The sequence below is a fragment of the Bythopirellula superficialaquae genome (assembly GCF_059632245.1).
In genome coordinates, this window is the sequence record NZ_CP197426.1 from 2,378,033 (window position 1) to 2,393,921 (window position 15,889).

General features: G+C 54.8%; 12 protein-coding genes. 6 read left to right on the plus strand and 6 right to left on the minus strand.

What is annotated here, in order from left to right; translation table 11 throughout:
• Positions 1-111: 111 nt before the first annotated feature.
• Together SH678x_RS09710 and SH678x_RS09715 are read left to right on the plus strand one after the other, a co-directional pair.
• A complete protein-coding gene (locus SH678x_RS09710; RefSeq protein WP_496922706.1) occupies positions 112-2,229 on the plus strand; it encodes a GH25 family lysozyme in 2,118 nt (705 codons plus the stop codon).
• Positions 2,230-2,339: 110 nt separating this feature from the next.
• On the plus strand, positions 2,340-4,307 hold the full coding sequence (locus SH678x_RS09715; protein ID WP_496922707.1) for a family 10 glycosylhydrolase: 1,968 nt from the start codon (positions 2,340-2,342) through the stop codon (positions 4,305-4,307).
• Positions 4,308-4,436: 129 nt separating this feature from the next.
• On the opposite strand, the gene SH678x_RS09720 is transcribed toward SH678x_RS09715, so the two are convergent.
• The 4 genes from SH678x_RS09720 to SH678x_RS09735 all read right to left on the minus strand — a co-directional run bounded on the left by SH678x_RS09720 (position 4,437) and on the right by SH678x_RS09735 (position 8,468).
• On the minus strand, positions 4,437-5,186 hold the full coding sequence (locus SH678x_RS09720) for a PEP-CTERM sorting domain-containing protein (RefSeq protein ID WP_496922708.1): 750 nt from the start codon (positions 5,184-5,186) through the stop codon (positions 4,437-4,439).
• 185 nt (positions 5,187-5,371) lie between these two features.
• Positions 5,372-5,770 carry a hypothetical protein gene (locus tag SH678x_RS09725; protein ID WP_496922709.1) on the minus strand — a complete coding sequence of 133 codons (399 nt, stop codon included), beginning with the start codon at positions 5,768-5,770 and terminating at the stop codon, positions 5,372-5,374.
• A complete protein-coding gene (locus SH678x_RS09730) occupies positions 5,767-6,822 on the minus strand; it encodes a DUF1559 family PulG-like putative transporter (RefSeq protein ID WP_496922710.1) in 1,056 nt (351 codons plus the stop codon). The genes SH678x_RS09725 and SH678x_RS09730 overlap by 4 nt, the downstream gene beginning before the upstream one ends.
• A gap of 428 nt (positions 6,823-7,250) precedes the next feature.
• The gene (locus SH678x_RS09735) at positions 7,251-8,468 is read right to left on the minus strand and encodes a PEP-CTERM sorting domain-containing protein (protein WP_496922711.1); all 1,218 of its coding nucleotides are present in this window, start codon (positions 8,466-8,468) and stop codon (positions 7,251-7,253) included.
• Positions 8,469-8,788: 320 nt separating this feature from the next.
• Between SH678x_RS09735 and SH678x_RS09740 the strand changes: the two genes are divergently transcribed.
• Entirely contained in the window at positions 8,789-9,862 is a 1,074-nt protein-coding gene (locus tag SH678x_RS09740; RefSeq protein WP_496922712.1) for an anhydro-N-acetylmuramic acid kinase, read from the plus strand.
• Here SH678x_RS09740 and SH678x_RS09745 read toward each other — a convergent pair.
• Both SH678x_RS09745 and murQ read right to left on the minus strand, forming a co-directional pair.
• Positions 9,850-10,803: an N-acetylglucosamine kinase gene (locus SH678x_RS09745; RefSeq protein ID WP_496922713.1), complete on the minus strand. Its 954-nt coding sequence runs from the start codon at positions 10,801-10,803 to the stop codon at positions 9,850-9,852. The genes SH678x_RS09740 and SH678x_RS09745 overlap by 13 nt on opposite strands.
• 27 nt (positions 10,804-10,830) lie before the next feature.
• Entirely contained in the window at positions 10,831-11,730 is a 900-nt protein-coding gene (murQ, locus tag SH678x_RS09750) for an N-acetylmuramic acid 6-phosphate etherase (protein ID WP_496922714.1), read from the minus strand.
• Between the two features lie 322 nt (positions 11,731-12,052).
• On the opposite strand from murQ, the gene SH678x_RS09755 reads away from it, so the two are divergent.
• From SH678x_RS09755 to SH678x_RS09765, 3 genes are read left to right on the plus strand one after another with little or no spacing between them, the layout of a single operon-like run.
• Complete coding sequence (locus tag SH678x_RS09755; RefSeq protein WP_496922715.1) at positions 12,053-13,543, plus strand: sodium:solute symporter; 1,491 nt, start codon at positions 12,053-12,055, stop codon at positions 13,541-13,543.
• A complete protein-coding gene (locus SH678x_RS09760) occupies positions 13,536-14,924 on the plus strand; it encodes a serine hydrolase domain-containing protein (protein ID WP_496922716.1) in 1,389 nt (462 codons plus the stop codon). Before SH678x_RS09755 ends, SH678x_RS09760 begins: the two co-directional genes overlap by 8 nt.
• Positions 14,824-15,888 (plus strand): exo-beta-N-acetylmuramidase NamZ family protein, encoded by a 1,065-nt coding sequence (locus tag SH678x_RS09765; protein WP_496922717.1) that lies wholly within the window; start codon positions 14,824-14,826, stop codon positions 15,886-15,888. The genes SH678x_RS09760 and SH678x_RS09765 overlap by 101 nt, the downstream gene beginning before the upstream one ends.
• Position 15,889 lies beyond the last annotated feature (1 nt).

Consider the following 15,889-nt stretch of genomic DNA (forward strand, 5'->3'; position numbering starts at 1 on the left):
CACCGAAACAGGGCACACTTTAATTGTCGGAAATCGCGTGACAACTATAATCAAGGGATCGAACAGAGTTTCTTAGTTTGGCTTTCAGGGTCAGAGATCGAGGAGGCGGTGTTGGGCAAAGTCTATCAATCACTCGAGCAATGGTTTTGCAGAGTTCGTTACGCCGTCATTGCTTTGGCCGTTATAGCGCTGTTCTGTTGCGACGATCGTCTCGCAGCTCAAACCCGTTCATTAGGGCTTGATATTTCCGCTTGGCAGGGAAATATCTCGCAGACGACTTGGAATAATTTACGTAATAATGACGACCGGGATTTTGTCTTTCTGCGTTCCAGCCGCGGGGGAACGACTGGCTATTACAACCAAAGTAATGCTGATAATGATCCTCCCACGAACACACTGTCCCAACGTTACGACGATCCGTACTTCGTGCAGAACATCACGCGCGCCACGGCAGCGGGGATGTTTGCTGGCTCTTATCATTTTGCCCGGCCAGATATTATTGCAAGTACTCCTTATGCCGATGGGATTGCCAACACTGGGACTGACGAAGCAAACCACTTTATTCAAATGGCTGGACCGTGGATGCGTCCCGGCTACTTGCTGCCGGTGCTCGACCTGGAGGCAGGCATCAGTCAGCGCAATTCCAATCAGATGGCTCAATTCGCCATCGATTTCTCGGACCGCGTTTTTGAAGTCATGGGAGTCAGGCCCGCGATTTATATCGGCGCGAGTTATGCCAGTCATGTGCAATCCGCATCGGCGGCGCTCCGCGAAGAGTTAGTCACCAAAATGCCGGTGACTTGGCATCCCCGCTGGCCGAATGAATCAAATCCCGACTCGATTCCCGTGCAAACCGCGCATCCCGGCGACTACACACCGTCGATTTATGGTCCCTGGAATGACTATGGCGATTCTACTCCCTGGTCCTTCTGGCAATACACAGCGTCGGGAGATCTGAGTGCATATAGTGGCAATCTCGATTTGAACGTCGCTCAGGGGGGCATCGAATTCGTCAAAGATCAACTCGTTCCCGCGATCTGGATGAACGACAGCAGCGGTGAGTGGACGCTCGATGACAACTGGAACAGCGGGCAAACCCCCATTGCCCCCGTGCAAGGGCCCGGCCAAGTGGCACGTGTGGGAGCGATGACGCTCCCCGCTGAACGCACCCCGGCTGTGAACGATACCGTCATTCTCGAGCGCCCCGGAGATATTACCGTTACGCTCTCGTCGGGCACGCATTCGATCCGCAAACTTTACGCCCGCGAAGCGTTGAACATCACGGGTGGCACCTTGAATATTGGCTACGTGCCGAGTGCGGATTCATCGCCGCTTTCGGCCCAATTTTCAGCCAATGTCACCCTCAGCGGTACGGGAGGGATGAGCGTTCATACCCTGCAAGTCGACACCACGCGCACGCTTGCTCTGAATGGCGGTTCGCTGACGTTCAACAACATGATCCTCATGCCCAACACTGTCAGCCCTGCGATGATTACCGTGGGGGGCGATGTCACGCTCAATCCCTTAAACAATGCCACGGCCTTGATCGCCAAGGCCCTCGGCGCGGGGACTGGGTTTGTCGATCTCGGGGGAGCCAACCGCACCTTCACTATCGGCAATGGCAGTGCCGCGACGGATGTCAGCATTACGGTCCCTTTGGCCAACGGTGGACTCACAAAAAATGGCCCCGGCACTTTACGGCTGGCTGGTAACAGCGCTTATCAATCCGAGACAAGCGTCTTGCAAGGAACGCTCGCCATGGATGGCCCCTTCCTGTCGAACACCGCCGATGTTTATCTCAGCACAGGGTCGCTACTCGATTTGAATTTCGCTGCCACGGACACAGTCAACAAGTTCTTTATCGATGGCGTTGCGCAGGCGACTGGTATTTGGGGAGCTGTTGGCTCCGGAGCACAATTCACTACGGATCTCATTACCGGCACGGGCTTTTTGGAAGTCATGTCCACGATCATCCCCATCATCCCTGGCGACTTTAATGGCGATGGCTTCGTCGATGGCACGGACCTCGCCCAATGGCAAGACGACTATGGCGTGAATGACGAATCCGACGCCGACGGTGATGGCGATTCCGATGGCCGAGATTTTCTTGTCTGGCAGCGGAACTACACCGGCAGCCAGCCCCTCGCGGCCAGCGTGTCCGTTCCTGAACCGGCTACCTACAGTTTGCTAATGATGTCGCTGGCAGCTTTGGCTTGGCGACGGAAGTAATCCCAAGTCTTTCTTGTTCCCGTCGAGCTCGTGGTACAAAATAGGTTTTCTTGCTGAAGTCATCGGCAAGTTGATCTACCTTCTAAACATTTACGAGCATAGAACAGGCTATGACCATCTCACTGCGCCCATGGATTCTCGCGTCAATATTGATCCTCAGCCTGACGGCAAGTTTGCGAGCCGACTTTGGCGACCATCGCCCCCTGTTTGTCAGCCGCTTCGAGTACAGCTATAACTCGTCGAGCATCAACACCATCTTCCAAAATGCGGCCGATTTGGGCATCACCGATGTGATGTTTCAGGTGCGCGGCCGGGGCGATGCCTTTTACGACAGCAATTTCGAGCCGCGGGCGAACGGCTTATCCGTCTCTTTCGATCCACTGCAAACCGCGATCGACGCCGCCCATTCTCGGGGCATCAAGGTCCATGCCTGGATGAATGCCACGACGATGTGGAATACCACGGCTCTCAACCCGCCTGCGGGTCACATGTTTCACAACACTGATCCGAGCTTTAGGCTCGTCAACAGCAGCGGCACGGTCGAACCACAGGAAGGTTATGCCGGTACCGGCTATTCGAGTGTGAATCCCGTTCTGCCCGAGGTTCACAACCATATCAACAACGTCATCAACGACGTCGCCACGAACTATAACGTCGACGGTATCCATCTCGATTACATCCGCTACATTCCCGGAACAAGCTTCAGCACCCTGCCCCACGACGCAATTTCTCATCAAATGTTTCAGGCGGCCACGGGGCTCGATGGTTCGAATTCGGCCAATGCGTCGGCGTATCGCAACTTTGTGAAGGACCGGATCACCGATCTCGTGGCCTCAATTGGCCAAACCGTCGACACGGCCGAAACGACGACCGGCCGGGCCATTGAGTATTCCGCTTCCGTCTGGCGGGACCCGGATATCGCCGAGAACGACTACATGCAGGACTATCGCACGTGGCTGGAGCAGGATTTGCTCGACACGGCCATGCCGATGATTTATTTGAGCTCCTCGAACGATCACCTGTTCAATCCCAACCTCCAGAACACGCTTAACATCCCGACTAACACCAAGATCATTCCAACTTTAGGAGTTTATCTTCAAGGTGCGAGCAGCGGTGGGGTCGATCTGACGATCAGCCAATTGGAACGCGCTTACAACATGGGTGCCGACGGCGTGGCGCTCTACAGCTATCCGGCGATGTTCGAGGAGGGTTTGTCAGCGGCACGGCGGCAGGCGGTTTCTGCTTTTTACGCTTCGATCGAGCCACAACCTCCCGGGCCCGGCAATGTGCTCGACGATTTTGAAACCGACGAAGGGCATTTCGCTTGGCCGTATAATCAGTCGCCCGCTTCTCAAACCTTTGGGCTGGCGGCTTCAACGACCATCGAACGCGTCACGACCGAGGCGCAAGGCGGTTTGGCTGCGCAGGAGCTGAATCTTGTGGACAGTGGTGCGGGGACTTGGCAGTTGCGGCATAACTCGGGCATCGGCAGCGTGGCCGCCCCCGCGGGAAACGTGGCTTTGCCGGCGACCGGTTCTATCGGCTTTTGGCTCAAAACCGAGGACTCGGGGCTGACGGTTCAGATCGCTTTGGATGATCCCGGCACGGCTGACCGCGGCCTGCTGCAAGAAATCATCGCCGACGGACAATGGCATCTTTATCAGTGGGATCTGGCCGACGATTCGCAGTGGGACGGCTGGGTCAACGGCGACGGCGTAATCACGGGACCCACCGTGACCATCGATTCCCTGTTCTTCTACGGCGACGGCGATGCCACGATCTATTTGGATACCGTCTCGCACAATCCCAATGGCCCGTTGGCGGCATTAAATGCAGGCGACTTCAATCGCGATGGCTCGGTCAACGGTTTGGATTTGGCCCAGTGGCAAGAAGATTACGGCATCAATGGGGATTCCGACGCCGACGGGGACGGCGATTCCGATGGCCGCGATTTTCTAATTTGGCAGCGCAACTTTACCGCCGAAGAGCCACTCGCGGCGAGTACGTCTGTGCCCGAGCCGGCCACATGGAGTTTGCTGGGAAGCATGTTGATGGGGGCGGCGTTGCGACGAAAATAAACACAAACCGATCAGCATGGCACGGCATCGGAACGATGCCGGCTAACCAACAAACTCATTGCTGCGCATAAAAAAGGGCCACTTCCGTTGGGGATGCGGCCCTTTTTATTAATCACAAACTCTTGTCGCTTAGCGGCGATTTCTCACGCAGGCGAGACCCAAGCCCATCAAACCAACCAACGCCAGCGAGGCGGGTTCGGGAACGACGGCCAAGCTCACATTGTCGAAGTTTGCGCCACCACCCGCGGACGACAGTCCAAGTCCGAGGCGAACCGTATTAAGCGGAGCCGCACCATTGAAAACGACGGGAACGACCAAGGTGCCGTTGATATTGCCATCGCCATTCAGGTCGAGAGTGAACGTGGCATTCGCTCCATCGAGTTCCAGCCGGTAGGTATGCCAGCCTGCAACCGGCGAATTGGCGATGGGGTTACCAGCGTCATTCACCAAGCCGGTGAAAGCCAACCAACTGGGACCCGGCAACACCGCACGGACCGCGTAGTGGCTGGGGCCATTGTACATCCCCATTTCAAAAATGTTCGAAGCAGCGCCACCGCGAAGTCCAGCGGTCATACGTTTGTTAGCACTCGTACCGTCGTCGTAGATGTCGACGCTGAAAACAACCCGATCGGAAGTCGTTGGAGTAATGGGCGAAAAATTCTGTTGATTCTGAACACCGCCGTTTTGTCGCATCGACTGTCCAGGATTGCCAGCTGCGGTGTCAAGAGTTCCAACACCAGCTGCACCCCATACGGCCTGCATGGCTGCCGTGTCAGCATAAGATTCAAAATCGTCACTGACGATTACTGTTGCCTGAGCGGAGCTCAGCGCAAGGCCCAACACCAGGGCCAAAGAGGCGAATAGGTTTCTCAATTTCATTAGTCATCTCCCGTGGTTGTCCAACTCAAAAGGGATACGTGGAAAAGCAGATAGAATTTCGTGTTGCCGTACTTCTGTTCGCAATCTTCAGAATACTCGGCAATCGCGCAGCACACAAGAAAATATGCGCATGTATTTATTGGTTTTGCGCAGGATTATGAAGTGGCCGTTGGACGAGCAGCGACTTACTGCATTGTAAAGTCGACCGTTTGGGGACCACTTCCCAACTCAATCGTCGCCGACAGGCCCGAGGTCTCCTTGCGACTGAACTTTGCAGGAAGGGCGTTGGGATCAGGCGGAGGAAGTGGGTCGCCCTCTTTGAATCCCTCAGGAAGTTTGGGTGGGGCGCTCACCGAGACTTGATAACTCCCAGGAATGAGTTCAACGGAGTACTTGCCGCCGGGCATAAGTGACGCACTGGCGAGTTTGCCAGCCGACGGCTGAAAGCTCACCATGCCATGCTCAACCGGCTTGCCGGCATAGGTCAACGAGCCTTCAACCAAGCGCGTGGCTGGTTTGCTCTCACAACCCACGAACAGACTCAGGCCGCACAGCAGGACAATTGCAAAACCGGTTTTCATCATGGCAGTGCTTGGATCCCTGTTTCTCCACCATTCCGCGACCCATACGCTTCCCAAGTAACTTCGTCGACATCTTCGCTGACAAAGTGAACGCTGCCATCAACAAACGTAAAATTCAACCCGCTTGGATGCATGCTCGACCAATAAAGATCATTGAGTCCTACCGTCTGTAGCCCAGCTTGAACTTCGTCCATTTCACCACGAAACTGATTGTGGCTCACGTAATACCCAGCATTAAATTCCCCATTTGGAGGAACGGCAAAATCGATATTTTTGCATGAATACAACGTTTGTATTGTAGGTGAGTCAAGGGAGTTGGCACGACCACCTTGGAGCCATGATCTGACCTGATACCAGCGTTCACCCACAATGAAAGTATTGCTGGTTCCATCGGTCACTTCCTTGAGTTTTGTTTTGCTCAGAAAATAGAGCACTCCGTCGGCGTTGGTCGCGCCGGTAAATGAGGAATCACTTAAAACCTGCTGCGTGTCGTTACGCGCAGCCGCCGAACCTGACACACCCGCGTAGTTGGTGGCTTCTAAAGTCTTACCCCAAGTAATCAATGCTAAGTCATCAACTCTGACGCTATCGCTTGGACACTTATAAACACTGATTTTCATCTCATTTATGTTTGTCAATTGATAGGGATCTGGAGGAACTTGACGAGGTGTACCACGGCCAGTCGTTGTTGTTGTTAACCTTTTAATCTGTGCCTGGATTTCAGATTCCAGAGAGCTGAATTCAGCATAAGGTAAAATCTCAACATGCCATGAAAAGCCATTGATCCCAGTCTGAGGATCACCAGCTGTCATTCCAGATGGCAACACTTTTTGGGAAGACTCATAATTCAGCATCGCCAAACCCATTTGCTTCAGATGATTCTGGCAATTCATCCGCCGTGCCGCTTCACGAGCAGCTTGTATCGCAGGCAGCAACAAAGCCACCAACACGCCGATGATCGCGATTACCACCAACAGTTCGACCAGTGTGAAGGCCTTCCGCTGGGTCGTGCCAGGCGTATGATGCGAAAGAGAATGAACCGAGAAATTTCTCATACTACTACCCTGTTCAAGGTGTGAGCGAACAAGCCATCTAAGTACAAATAATAAAAGGGCTTATTACTCTTCTATAGTAAATGCAAATTACGAAATGCCCTAGAGAATGTTGCGCACCTTTTTCTCGATTACGCGCAGTCCCGGATGCGGCATTCAAACCGTCTGATGAATAAAATCGACAAGCAAACCAGCAGTGTAGTAATTGTAGCTGGCTCGGGCACGCTGACCAGTGTGGGTGTCCCCGTGTGATTGTGCTGCCCACAGAGATAATCGCGTCCATTGACGTCGCCGTTTGAAGTTTGTGATTCACTGGTTCGTCAAGAAAAGCAAAGGCCGCAATCATTCTGTTAAGTTTGCAAAAAAAATCCGCGCTATGAGCTGCCCCAGCCCCATAGCGCGGCGATTATGAAGATCAAACTGACTATCGCTTAGCGACGCTTCATCAACACGAGCGACGAAAGAGCGAAGCCCAACAGCACGGCTGAGGTTGGCTCGGGAACCGCGTTGATGGCTGCCAAAGGAGGATTGCCATACTGAGTTTGCCAAACACCCAGGTCAAGACTATCGACGTTGCCGTCGTCGTTGGCATCGCCATCGGCGAGTGTGCCTGTGCCGTCGTCGATCAAGCCCGACCGCTGCCAAATGAGGAAGTCACGACCATCGACGTCGCCGTCGCCGTCGAAGTCGGCATTCTCTGTGGGGGGCTCAACATCATTGTCAACGTATTCCAACTTGATGTTGTCGAACGCAACAAACGCAGAAAGGATGTTAGAACCACCGGACGAGGCAATCGCCGAAGGCGTACCAAAGCGGAGTTGGTCGAAGCCGTTTGCTGTCAAAGCTGCAGGAACAATGTCGAAAGCATCGATACCAGCTACTCCGACTCCCGGTTGAGGATCGAGGGGATCGTTCGTCAGGCCGTCAGCAAACAGATCGAGTTCAAAGCGAACATCGGTCAGGCTGATTTCAGCCGAGTAGCGATGGAAGCCACGGCCAACTTCCGAAGGAGTATCCGAGGTATCAGCAAGTGGAGAGTCGATGTCGTCGCGCGCGAAGTTGGACCAGCCACCAAAGTTAATAGGATCTTCGGAAACAACTCCGCCCGAACCAAACAGAACTGCCCGGTAGGAAAAGTGGGCCGTCGTTCCCGGGCCATTGTAAAAGCCCAATTCAATGAGGTTTTCCGCGGCGGGAGTTGTGGAACGCAAACCTACGGAATAACGCTTGTTGGCCGAGAAGGCATCGTCGCCGATGTCCATCGAAAACTTCACGTTCTGAGTCGCGGTTGGATTCACCTGCTCTGCCAAATTCATCAAGTTCACCGTGCCGCCACCAGCTACTCCAGCGTTGTCGGTCGCTAGATTGCAGTTGGCAATACCTCCCGCGTCGTTAGCCGATCCGCAGAATTGGGCGAACTTCGTGAGATTCGTTCCGCCGTAGAAAGGCCCATCTTCATCGCCGAGTGTATCGCCCGCAATGAGTCGGGTGGCATTATCGGGCCGAGCGGGATTACTCGAAGGCCAAGCCGCCAGCAAAGCGTTGTAGTCGCTGTAGCTTTCAAAGTTTTCTTCAAAGATGACTTGAGCATGCGCAACATTGCAAAGTGCAACGCTGAGCAACGAAAGGAGGGCAGTTTTCTTCAGCATGGATATATTCCCTTACCTGGCAAGAAAAGAATGAACTATCAGAGCGACTCACGATGTTTTGTGCGGCGAACGTATAGCACGCCCCATAGCGCGCGTGGCGACCACCATTGCATCTTAACGACAATGTAAGAATTCACAAAACAAATTGTGCGCAATTCTTTCTCGCCAATGCGCATAACCGCAGGAGGCGGTTGTGTGGCGAATGGTCGTTTGGTTTCCACTCTTAAGCAAGGTCGCTGCACGGGGTTGACTTCAATTCAGAGTTGATTACACCATTGAGACACTTACCAGCTATCGCCCTTTCTCGGCAGCGAACAAATATGAGCAAGATTTCAGTCGGTTTCATGAGCGGAACTTCTTGCGATGGCGTCGACGTGGCCATGCTCGAAACCGACGGAAAAAGCAAAATTAAGGTCCTCAGTGGCCTGACTTTGCCCTATGAAGAAGGTCTCCGGCTGCGACTGCTCGACGCCTCGCAGCACGATGTGCCCGTAACCGAGCTTTTGCGTTTGGAAGACGAGATTTCGCGACACCATGTTGCCGCGCTCAACAAACTTCTCGAGGAGCAGCCCAAGTATCGCTCCAAAATCTCGATCCTTGGTTTTCACGGCCACACAGTCCGTCACGTGCCCAAAGAAGGTTTGACGATGCAGATCGGGAATCCTTGGATCTTGGCCAAGGAATTTCAGATTCCCGTGGTCAGCGATTTTCGCCGCTGCGATATGGTGGCTGGGGGACAAGGCGCACCCCTGGTGGCGATGTTCCACCAAGCACTGTTTGCCCACGATCCGCATCCCACGATCGTGCTCAATTTGGGCGGCGTGGCCAACGTCACGTGGTTGGGGGAGAACGACGTGATCATTGCCGGCGACACGGGACCGGGTTGCGGCCTCATCGACGAATGGGTCCAAACGATGGCCGACCTGCCTCACGACCGTGATGGCAAATTGGCGTTGGCCGGTCAGGTCGACGAAGAGATTTTGGAATCGGCCTTTGAAACTCCATTTTTCTCGCAGCCGCTGCCCAAATCGGCCGATCGTTACGATTTCGATCACGTCGACGTATCAGGTTTGAGCGTCGAAGACGGGGCGGCCACGCTGTGTGCCGTAACGGCGGAAGCCGTGTACCGAGCGGTCAAAAAACTCCCCGCCATGCCCAAGCAAATGTGGGTCACCGGGGGCGGCGTTCACCACCCCGTGATCATGAAAATGCTGGAAAACCGCTTCGGGAAAATCAGCAACGTCCGCGAGCGAAATCTGAATCCCGACACGCTCGAAGCGGAGTGTTTTGCCTGGCTCGCCGTCCGGCATCAAGAAGGTTTGCCGCTCACGATTCCCGAAACAACCGGATGCGAAAAACCCATTTGCGGTGGCGTGACGACTCAGTTTGGTTGATCGGTGAGTTCGCGATTCGCCATGCGAATGCAACCCAAAACTGGCCGCGATACGACGGTGACGCTTGAAGGTGTGATTCGCAGTGTTTTGAGCCTTTCGAGCAGGCTCTCGCGAATCGCGGTGCTGCCGCACGCCACTCCCCCAGCCAAAGCCAACGGAAACGTGTCGCCCAGGTCCAACTTTTCTGCCGCGGAAATCACTAACGCTGCAAGCTGTTCGGCGGCTTGGATCACGATGCCTTGAGCCGTGACATCGCCTTGCGCGGCACAGTCGGTGACAAGTTCCGCCAACCCGGCCAGAGCACCGCGGACATTGTCATCGCGGGAGAGTGCCGTCAGCAGTTCGCGCGGCTCTGTGATCTGTAGTCGGTCCATGATGGTCGTGGTTAATAGCGTCGGTGAAGTGCGTCCGTCGGCAGATTGGGAAACTGCCCGGGCAGCGGCTTGGCCCAGCCAAAACGCGCTTCCCTCATCGCCAAACCAATACCCCCAGCCACCACTCACAGCGGTGTGATTCTGCTGATTGGCGGCAAAAGCGACCGCCCCCGTACCGGCGATCAGAGCCACCCCCTGCCCTGCTGGCGTACCGGCAATCAGCACCGGCAAAGCATCATGCACGACCCGAACTTGCTCGGCGATTTCGTGTTGTTTCGCCCACGCTGCGATCATAGCCTGGGTTTCAGGACGGCCCGCGCCTGAAAGTCCAAACACGGCCAACGGGACAGTTTCTTGAGCGAGATCAGCTTGCGACCACGCTTCATCAATCGCGGTTAACAGATTGGCCAGTGCGGCGTCTTCGCCCACGGCTTTGACGTTGGAAGATCCCGCTTGGCCGTTGCCGAGGATGCGTTCTTCGCCATCGGAGCCAATCCGCGCTAGACAGGCGTCGGTCTTTGTGCCGCCGCCATCAACACCGATTACTAAACTATGCTCGACCATCATGCGGCGAGTATAGCGGGCGGCGCGAGGTCACGCATGACCGTTTTCCAAGGCTTTCCGCAAATGTCCCTTCGAGGCTTGCAGGCGGATCCGTGCTTCGTCGGGCTCAAGGCCCAAGCGTTGAGAAACGATCGCGGTCTTAAGTTCACCGCGGGTTTGTTGCAGCAAGCTTGAGGCTGCTTCGGGGGTCACGCCCGTCAATTTGCAGACAATGCGGCGGCTGCGTTCGGCGAGTTTGACGTTGGTGGCTTGCAGGTCAACCATCAGATTGCCATAGGTTTTCCCCAGTCGCACCATCGCGCCGGTGGAAAGCATGTTGAGCACCATCTTCGTGGCGGTGCCGGCCTTCATGCGGGTCGAACCACTCAAAATTTCGGGGCCTACCACGGGATTAATGCACATATCCGCGCGGGCACTCATGGCTGGGTCGCGGTTGCAGCTCAAGCCAATCGCGTAGGCTCCTTGGCTGCGAGCGTAATCCAAACCACCCATCACGTAGGGTGTGCGGCCACTCGTGGCGATGCCAACAACCACATCGTGGCTGCAAAGCTCGACATTTTTGAGGTCCTGGGTCGCGAGTTCGGGAGAATCTTCAGCCCCTTCGACGGCCTTGAGCAATGCCCCGGGACCACCCGCGATAATTCCAACCACTTGGGCCGGATCGGAATTGAATGTTGGTGGACACTCCGCCGCGTCGAGGACACCCAGTCGGCCGGAAGTCCCGGCACCGATGTAAATCAACCGGCCTCCATGTTGGAGCCGATTGGCGATTACGTCGATGGCTTTGGCAATGACGTCGGACTGCTGATTGACGGCCTCAGCAACTTTGGCGTCTTCGGAATTGATCAGCTCAACAATCTCGCGGGTCGTCAAACTATCGAGACTTTCCGACGCGGGATTACTGGCTTCAGTGGTGAGATGTTCTAACATGTTTTCAATTCTAATCCGCGGTTGTGAAGACATGTAGCTGACATGCGCGAAAGAGAGAAAATCCTGCGCTGCGCTGGTTGTTTCACCTTTGGAGTTCGTTGTTGTGGCCACTTTATTCCTGACTTGCTGATGAACTCATCGACATTCTTTGTGTAACGAAATACCCTGGAACTTCTCGTAGATGACCTAGGCACCGTTTTTAGTCAGACGCACCGGCGAATTGCGAAGTTCCATCAATTCAATCGCGGTTGAAGGAACAATCCCGCCAGAATTTTCTCGAAATGTGCCGGATAACCCATCACCCTTAAGTTGATATTTCGTTTTGAACCTCTCGATTCATGCTATCGATGCAGCCATCATTGTCGGCTATCTGGCTGCCGTCATTGCCCTGGGACTATGGGTCGGTCGGGGTCAAAAAAACGCCGTCGACTACTTTTTGGGCGATCGTTCGCTGCCTCTGGGAGCGGTTCTGCTGTCGATCGTAGCCACTGAAACGAGCACGGTCACCTTTCTAAGCATCCCCGGTTTTACCTATGCCGAGGGCGGAGACATGCGATTTCTCCAGATCACCTTTGGGTATATCGTGGGACGCATGTTGGTCATTTGGGCCTTGCTGCCGCTGTATTTTCAAGGACAGTCCTTTACGGCTTATGAAGTGCTGCAGCGTCGCTTTGGAATTTCCTCGCGGCGAGCGACGTCGGTTTTGTTTTTGGTCACGCGGAATCTGAGTGATGCCTTGCGACTCTATCTGACGGCGTTAGCACTCCAGCAAGCCATTGGACTCAACCTGCAAACGTGCATCGTGCTGATGGGTGCGGTCACGATTCTTTACACGGTGCTCGGCGGCGTAAAATCCGTCGTCTGGAACGATTGTCTGCAGTTTTTAATCTACGTCTTGGGAGCGGTGGTTGCCTTAGGGGTGATCATCTCTCAACTGCCAGGAGGATGGCAACAATTCAGTGAGTTCGGTGCCCAGCAGGGAAAGTTTCGTATCTTTGATTTTGATTTCAGCATCGTCAAACCGACGATTACGTTTTGGTCCGGCCTGATTGGTGGCTTGTTCCTCACCGCCGCCACGCACGGCACCGACCAATTAATGGTGCAGCGCTATCTGACCGCCCGCAGCCAACGCGCGGCGGGCTGGGCTTTAGGACTGAGCGGCTTTGTGGTCTGTGCTCAATTCGCCCTGTTTCTTGTGATCGGTGCAGCACTCGCTTGTTTTTATGCAGAGTTTCCCCCCGAAGTACCATTTGGACCCAAGGATGGTGACAAAGTCTTTGCGCACTTTATTGTGCATAATCTTGGCCGCGGACTTGTGGGGCTAACTCTCTCGGCCGTGTTCGCCGCCGCAATGTCGACGCTCTCGGGATCATTGAATTCCTCAGCAACGGCATTAATTAACGATATCTACTTGCCCTTAACCCGCCAGCAGCCCTCTTCCGAGCGAGTCCTCTTCTTGAGTCGGCTCGCCACAATTGGCTTCGGCATTTTGCAGATTGTGATCGCACTCGTCAGCTATCATCTTGGCACATCAGAAAGCACGGTAAATAGTGTTCTAAAAATCGCCGGCTTTGCGTTAGGGCCTCTGCTAGGTTTGTATTTTCTGGGAGTTTTCGCCCAACACGTCAAACAGCGCGCCGCGCTCGGTGGGTTCTGTCTTGGGGTGATCGCTCTTTCCTATATCGCAAGCCAAACAGAACTCTCGTGGCCTTGGTATGCTGGAGTGGGAGCGCTGATGACTTTTCTCGCAGGTGTGGCACTCAGCAAGTTCGTGACCGAGCCACCGACAAACCAGGATGTGAAACATGCTTGAAGTAACGACAACGAAACGGCTTTGTCTTCTGATCCCGGTGCTCACTGGGAGCCTGCTGCTCAGTCAAAAATCGGTTTATGCGGAAAGCAATTCAACGGATTTGCTACTACGCTCGCCGGCTGAACTTGGCTTGTCAGCGAGCCAACTCGACCGCATCGACGACATGGTGGCTAAGGAAATCGAAAACGGCAACATGCCGGGATGCGTGGTGATGATCGGCCGACGCGACGGTATCGCGTTCGCGCGGGCTTACGGACATCGCCAGATCGAGCCTAGTAAAGAAGATATGACGCTCGACACCGTGTTCGACATGGCATCGGTTACCAAGCCCGTAGCGACGGCGACGAGCATTATGTTGCTCGTCGAGCGCGGTTTAGTTCGTTTAAACGAACCCGTGGCGACGTACATTCCCGAGTTTGCACAGAATGGCAAAGAATCGATCACGGTCGAACAACTGCTGACTCATCAAGGAGGCTTAATTCCTGATAACTCGATCAAGGATTACGAACATGGCGTCGACGAGGCATGGAAGCGTATGTGGGCGCTTAAGCCGGTGGAACCAGCGGGGACGAAGTTTATTTACACCGACGTCGGATTTATGACCTTGGGTGAGATCGTGCATCGCGTGACGGGGCAAACGGTCGCCGAGTTTGCCGCCGAGAATATCTATCAGCCCCTCGGCATGACCGAAACGGGTTACCTGCCGGACGAGAAATTAAAAAATCGTGCCGCCACGACGGAAAAGATCGACGGCAAGTGGCGGCGGGGTGAAGTTCACGATCCGCGGGCGTTCGCGCTCGGTGGAGTCGCTGGCCATGCGGGTTTGTTTTCCACGGCCAACGATTTGGCGAAATATGCCCGCATGCAACTCAACGATGGCCGCGTTGGTGATCAGCAGGTGATGCATCCCCGGACGATTGCCGAAATGCGTCGCCCACGCACGATCGATGGCAACAAACGCGCCCTGGGCTGGGATAATCGCAGCAAATATTCCAGTAACCGCGGCGATTTGTACAGCGACAAAGCGATCGGCCATGGCGGCTTCACAGGCAACGCTTTTTGGATCGACCCCGAACTCGATCTGTTTGTGATCTTCCTTTCGACGCGTTTGCATCCCGATGGCGTGGGCAATGTGAATCCGCTCGCGGGAAGAATTGGCACCGTGGCGGTGGCGGCGCTTCAGACCGGCGCGACTTCCAGCGAAGCCATCTTCAACGCCAGCACTCTTGGGTATCGATGTTTTGCAGCAAGACAACTTCGCCGCGCTCAAAGGCCGCCGCGTGGGATTGATCACCAACCACACGGGCCTCAACAGCGACGGCAAACGGACGGTCGATTTGTTGCACAACGCTCCCGACGTGGAATTGGTGGCGGTCTTTAGTCCCGAACATGGGCTCGAAGGCAAGCTCGATGAATCGAACATTGCCGACACCCGCGACAAAGCCACGGGACTGCCCGTTTACAGTTTGTACAACAAAACCCGCAAACCCGATCCGAAGCAGTTGGAAGGAATCGACACGCTCGTGTTCGACATTCAGGACATCGGTTGTCGGTTCTATACCTACATCTCGACGATGGGCTTAGCGCTGGAAGTCGCGGCTGAGCAGGATCTCAAGTTTGTCATCCTCGACCGGCCGAATCCGATTGGCAATCTGACCGAGGGTTCGGTACTCGACAAAGGAATCAAAAACTTTGTCGGACATCACGCTATGCCAGTCCGTCATGGTATGACCGTAGGCGAGCTAGCCAAGATGTTCGCCGCGGAAAACAAACTCGATGTCGATCTGGAGATTATCAAAGTCAAAAACTGGTCCGGCGATCAATATTGGGACGAAACGGGTCTCGTGTGGACCAACCCTTCCCCCAACATGCGCAGCTTGACCGAGGCGGTGCTTTATCCTGGTGTCGGCTTGTTGGAGACGACGAATGTCTCGGTCGGCCGCGGCACCGACACGCCGTTTGAAGTCGTGGGGGCACCTTGGATCGATGGCAGGAAGTTGGCCGCGTATCTCAACGATCAAGCACTGCCCGGCGTGCGATTCGTGCCGATTCGCTTTCAGCCCAACGCCAGCAAGTTTGCCAATGAAGATTGCGAAGGGGTGAACATTATCGTGACCGATCGCGCAGCGTTTCGCTCCGTGCCCGTCGGGTTGGCCATTGCTCTGGGCCTACGCGAACTGTTCCCCGACGATTGGGAGATGAAAAACTTCAATCGCCTGCTAGGCAGCGAAAAAGTCTTTTCCGCCATCGAACAAGGGACAACGCTCTCCAAACTCGAAGAGCTGATTGCTCCCGAGCTGGAGGAATACAACAAACGCCGGGCAAAGTTCGTGCTTTATCCGTGAT

Coding starts and splice junctions, on each gene's coding strand:
- SH678x_RS09730 (WP_496922710.1), bottom strand. CDS start 6,822: ATGAGAAATTTCTCGGTTCATTCTCTTTCGCATCATACGCCTGGCACG.
- SH678x_RS09745 (WP_496922713.1), bottom strand. CDS start 10,803: ATGATGGTCGAGCATAGTTTAGTAATCGGTGTTGATGGCGGCGGCACA.
- SH678x_RS09715 (WP_496922707.1), top strand. CDS start 2,340: ATGACCATCTCACTGCGCCCATGGATTCTCGCGTCAATATTGATCCTC.
- SH678x_RS09735 (WP_496922711.1), bottom strand. CDS start 8,468: ATGCTGAAGAAAACTGCCCTCCTTTCGTTGCTCAGCGTTGCACTTTGC.
- murQ (WP_496922714.1), bottom strand. CDS start 11,730: ATGTTAGAACATCTCACCACTGAAGCCAGTAATCCCGCGTCGGAAAGT.
- SH678x_RS09725 (WP_496922709.1), bottom strand. CDS start 5,770: ATGATGAAAACCGGTTTTGCAATTGTCCTGCTGTGCGGCCTGAGTCTG.
- SH678x_RS09760 (WP_496922716.1), top strand. CDS start 13,536: ATGCTTGAAGTAACGACAACGAAACGGCTTTGTCTTCTGATCCCGGTG.
- SH678x_RS09720 (WP_496922708.1), bottom strand. CDS start 5,186: ATGAAATTGAGAAACCTATTCGCCTCTTTGGCCCTGGTGTTGGGCCTT.
- SH678x_RS09740 (WP_496922712.1), top strand. CDS start 8,789: ATGAGCAAGATTTCAGTCGGTTTCATGAGCGGAACTTCTTGCGATGGC.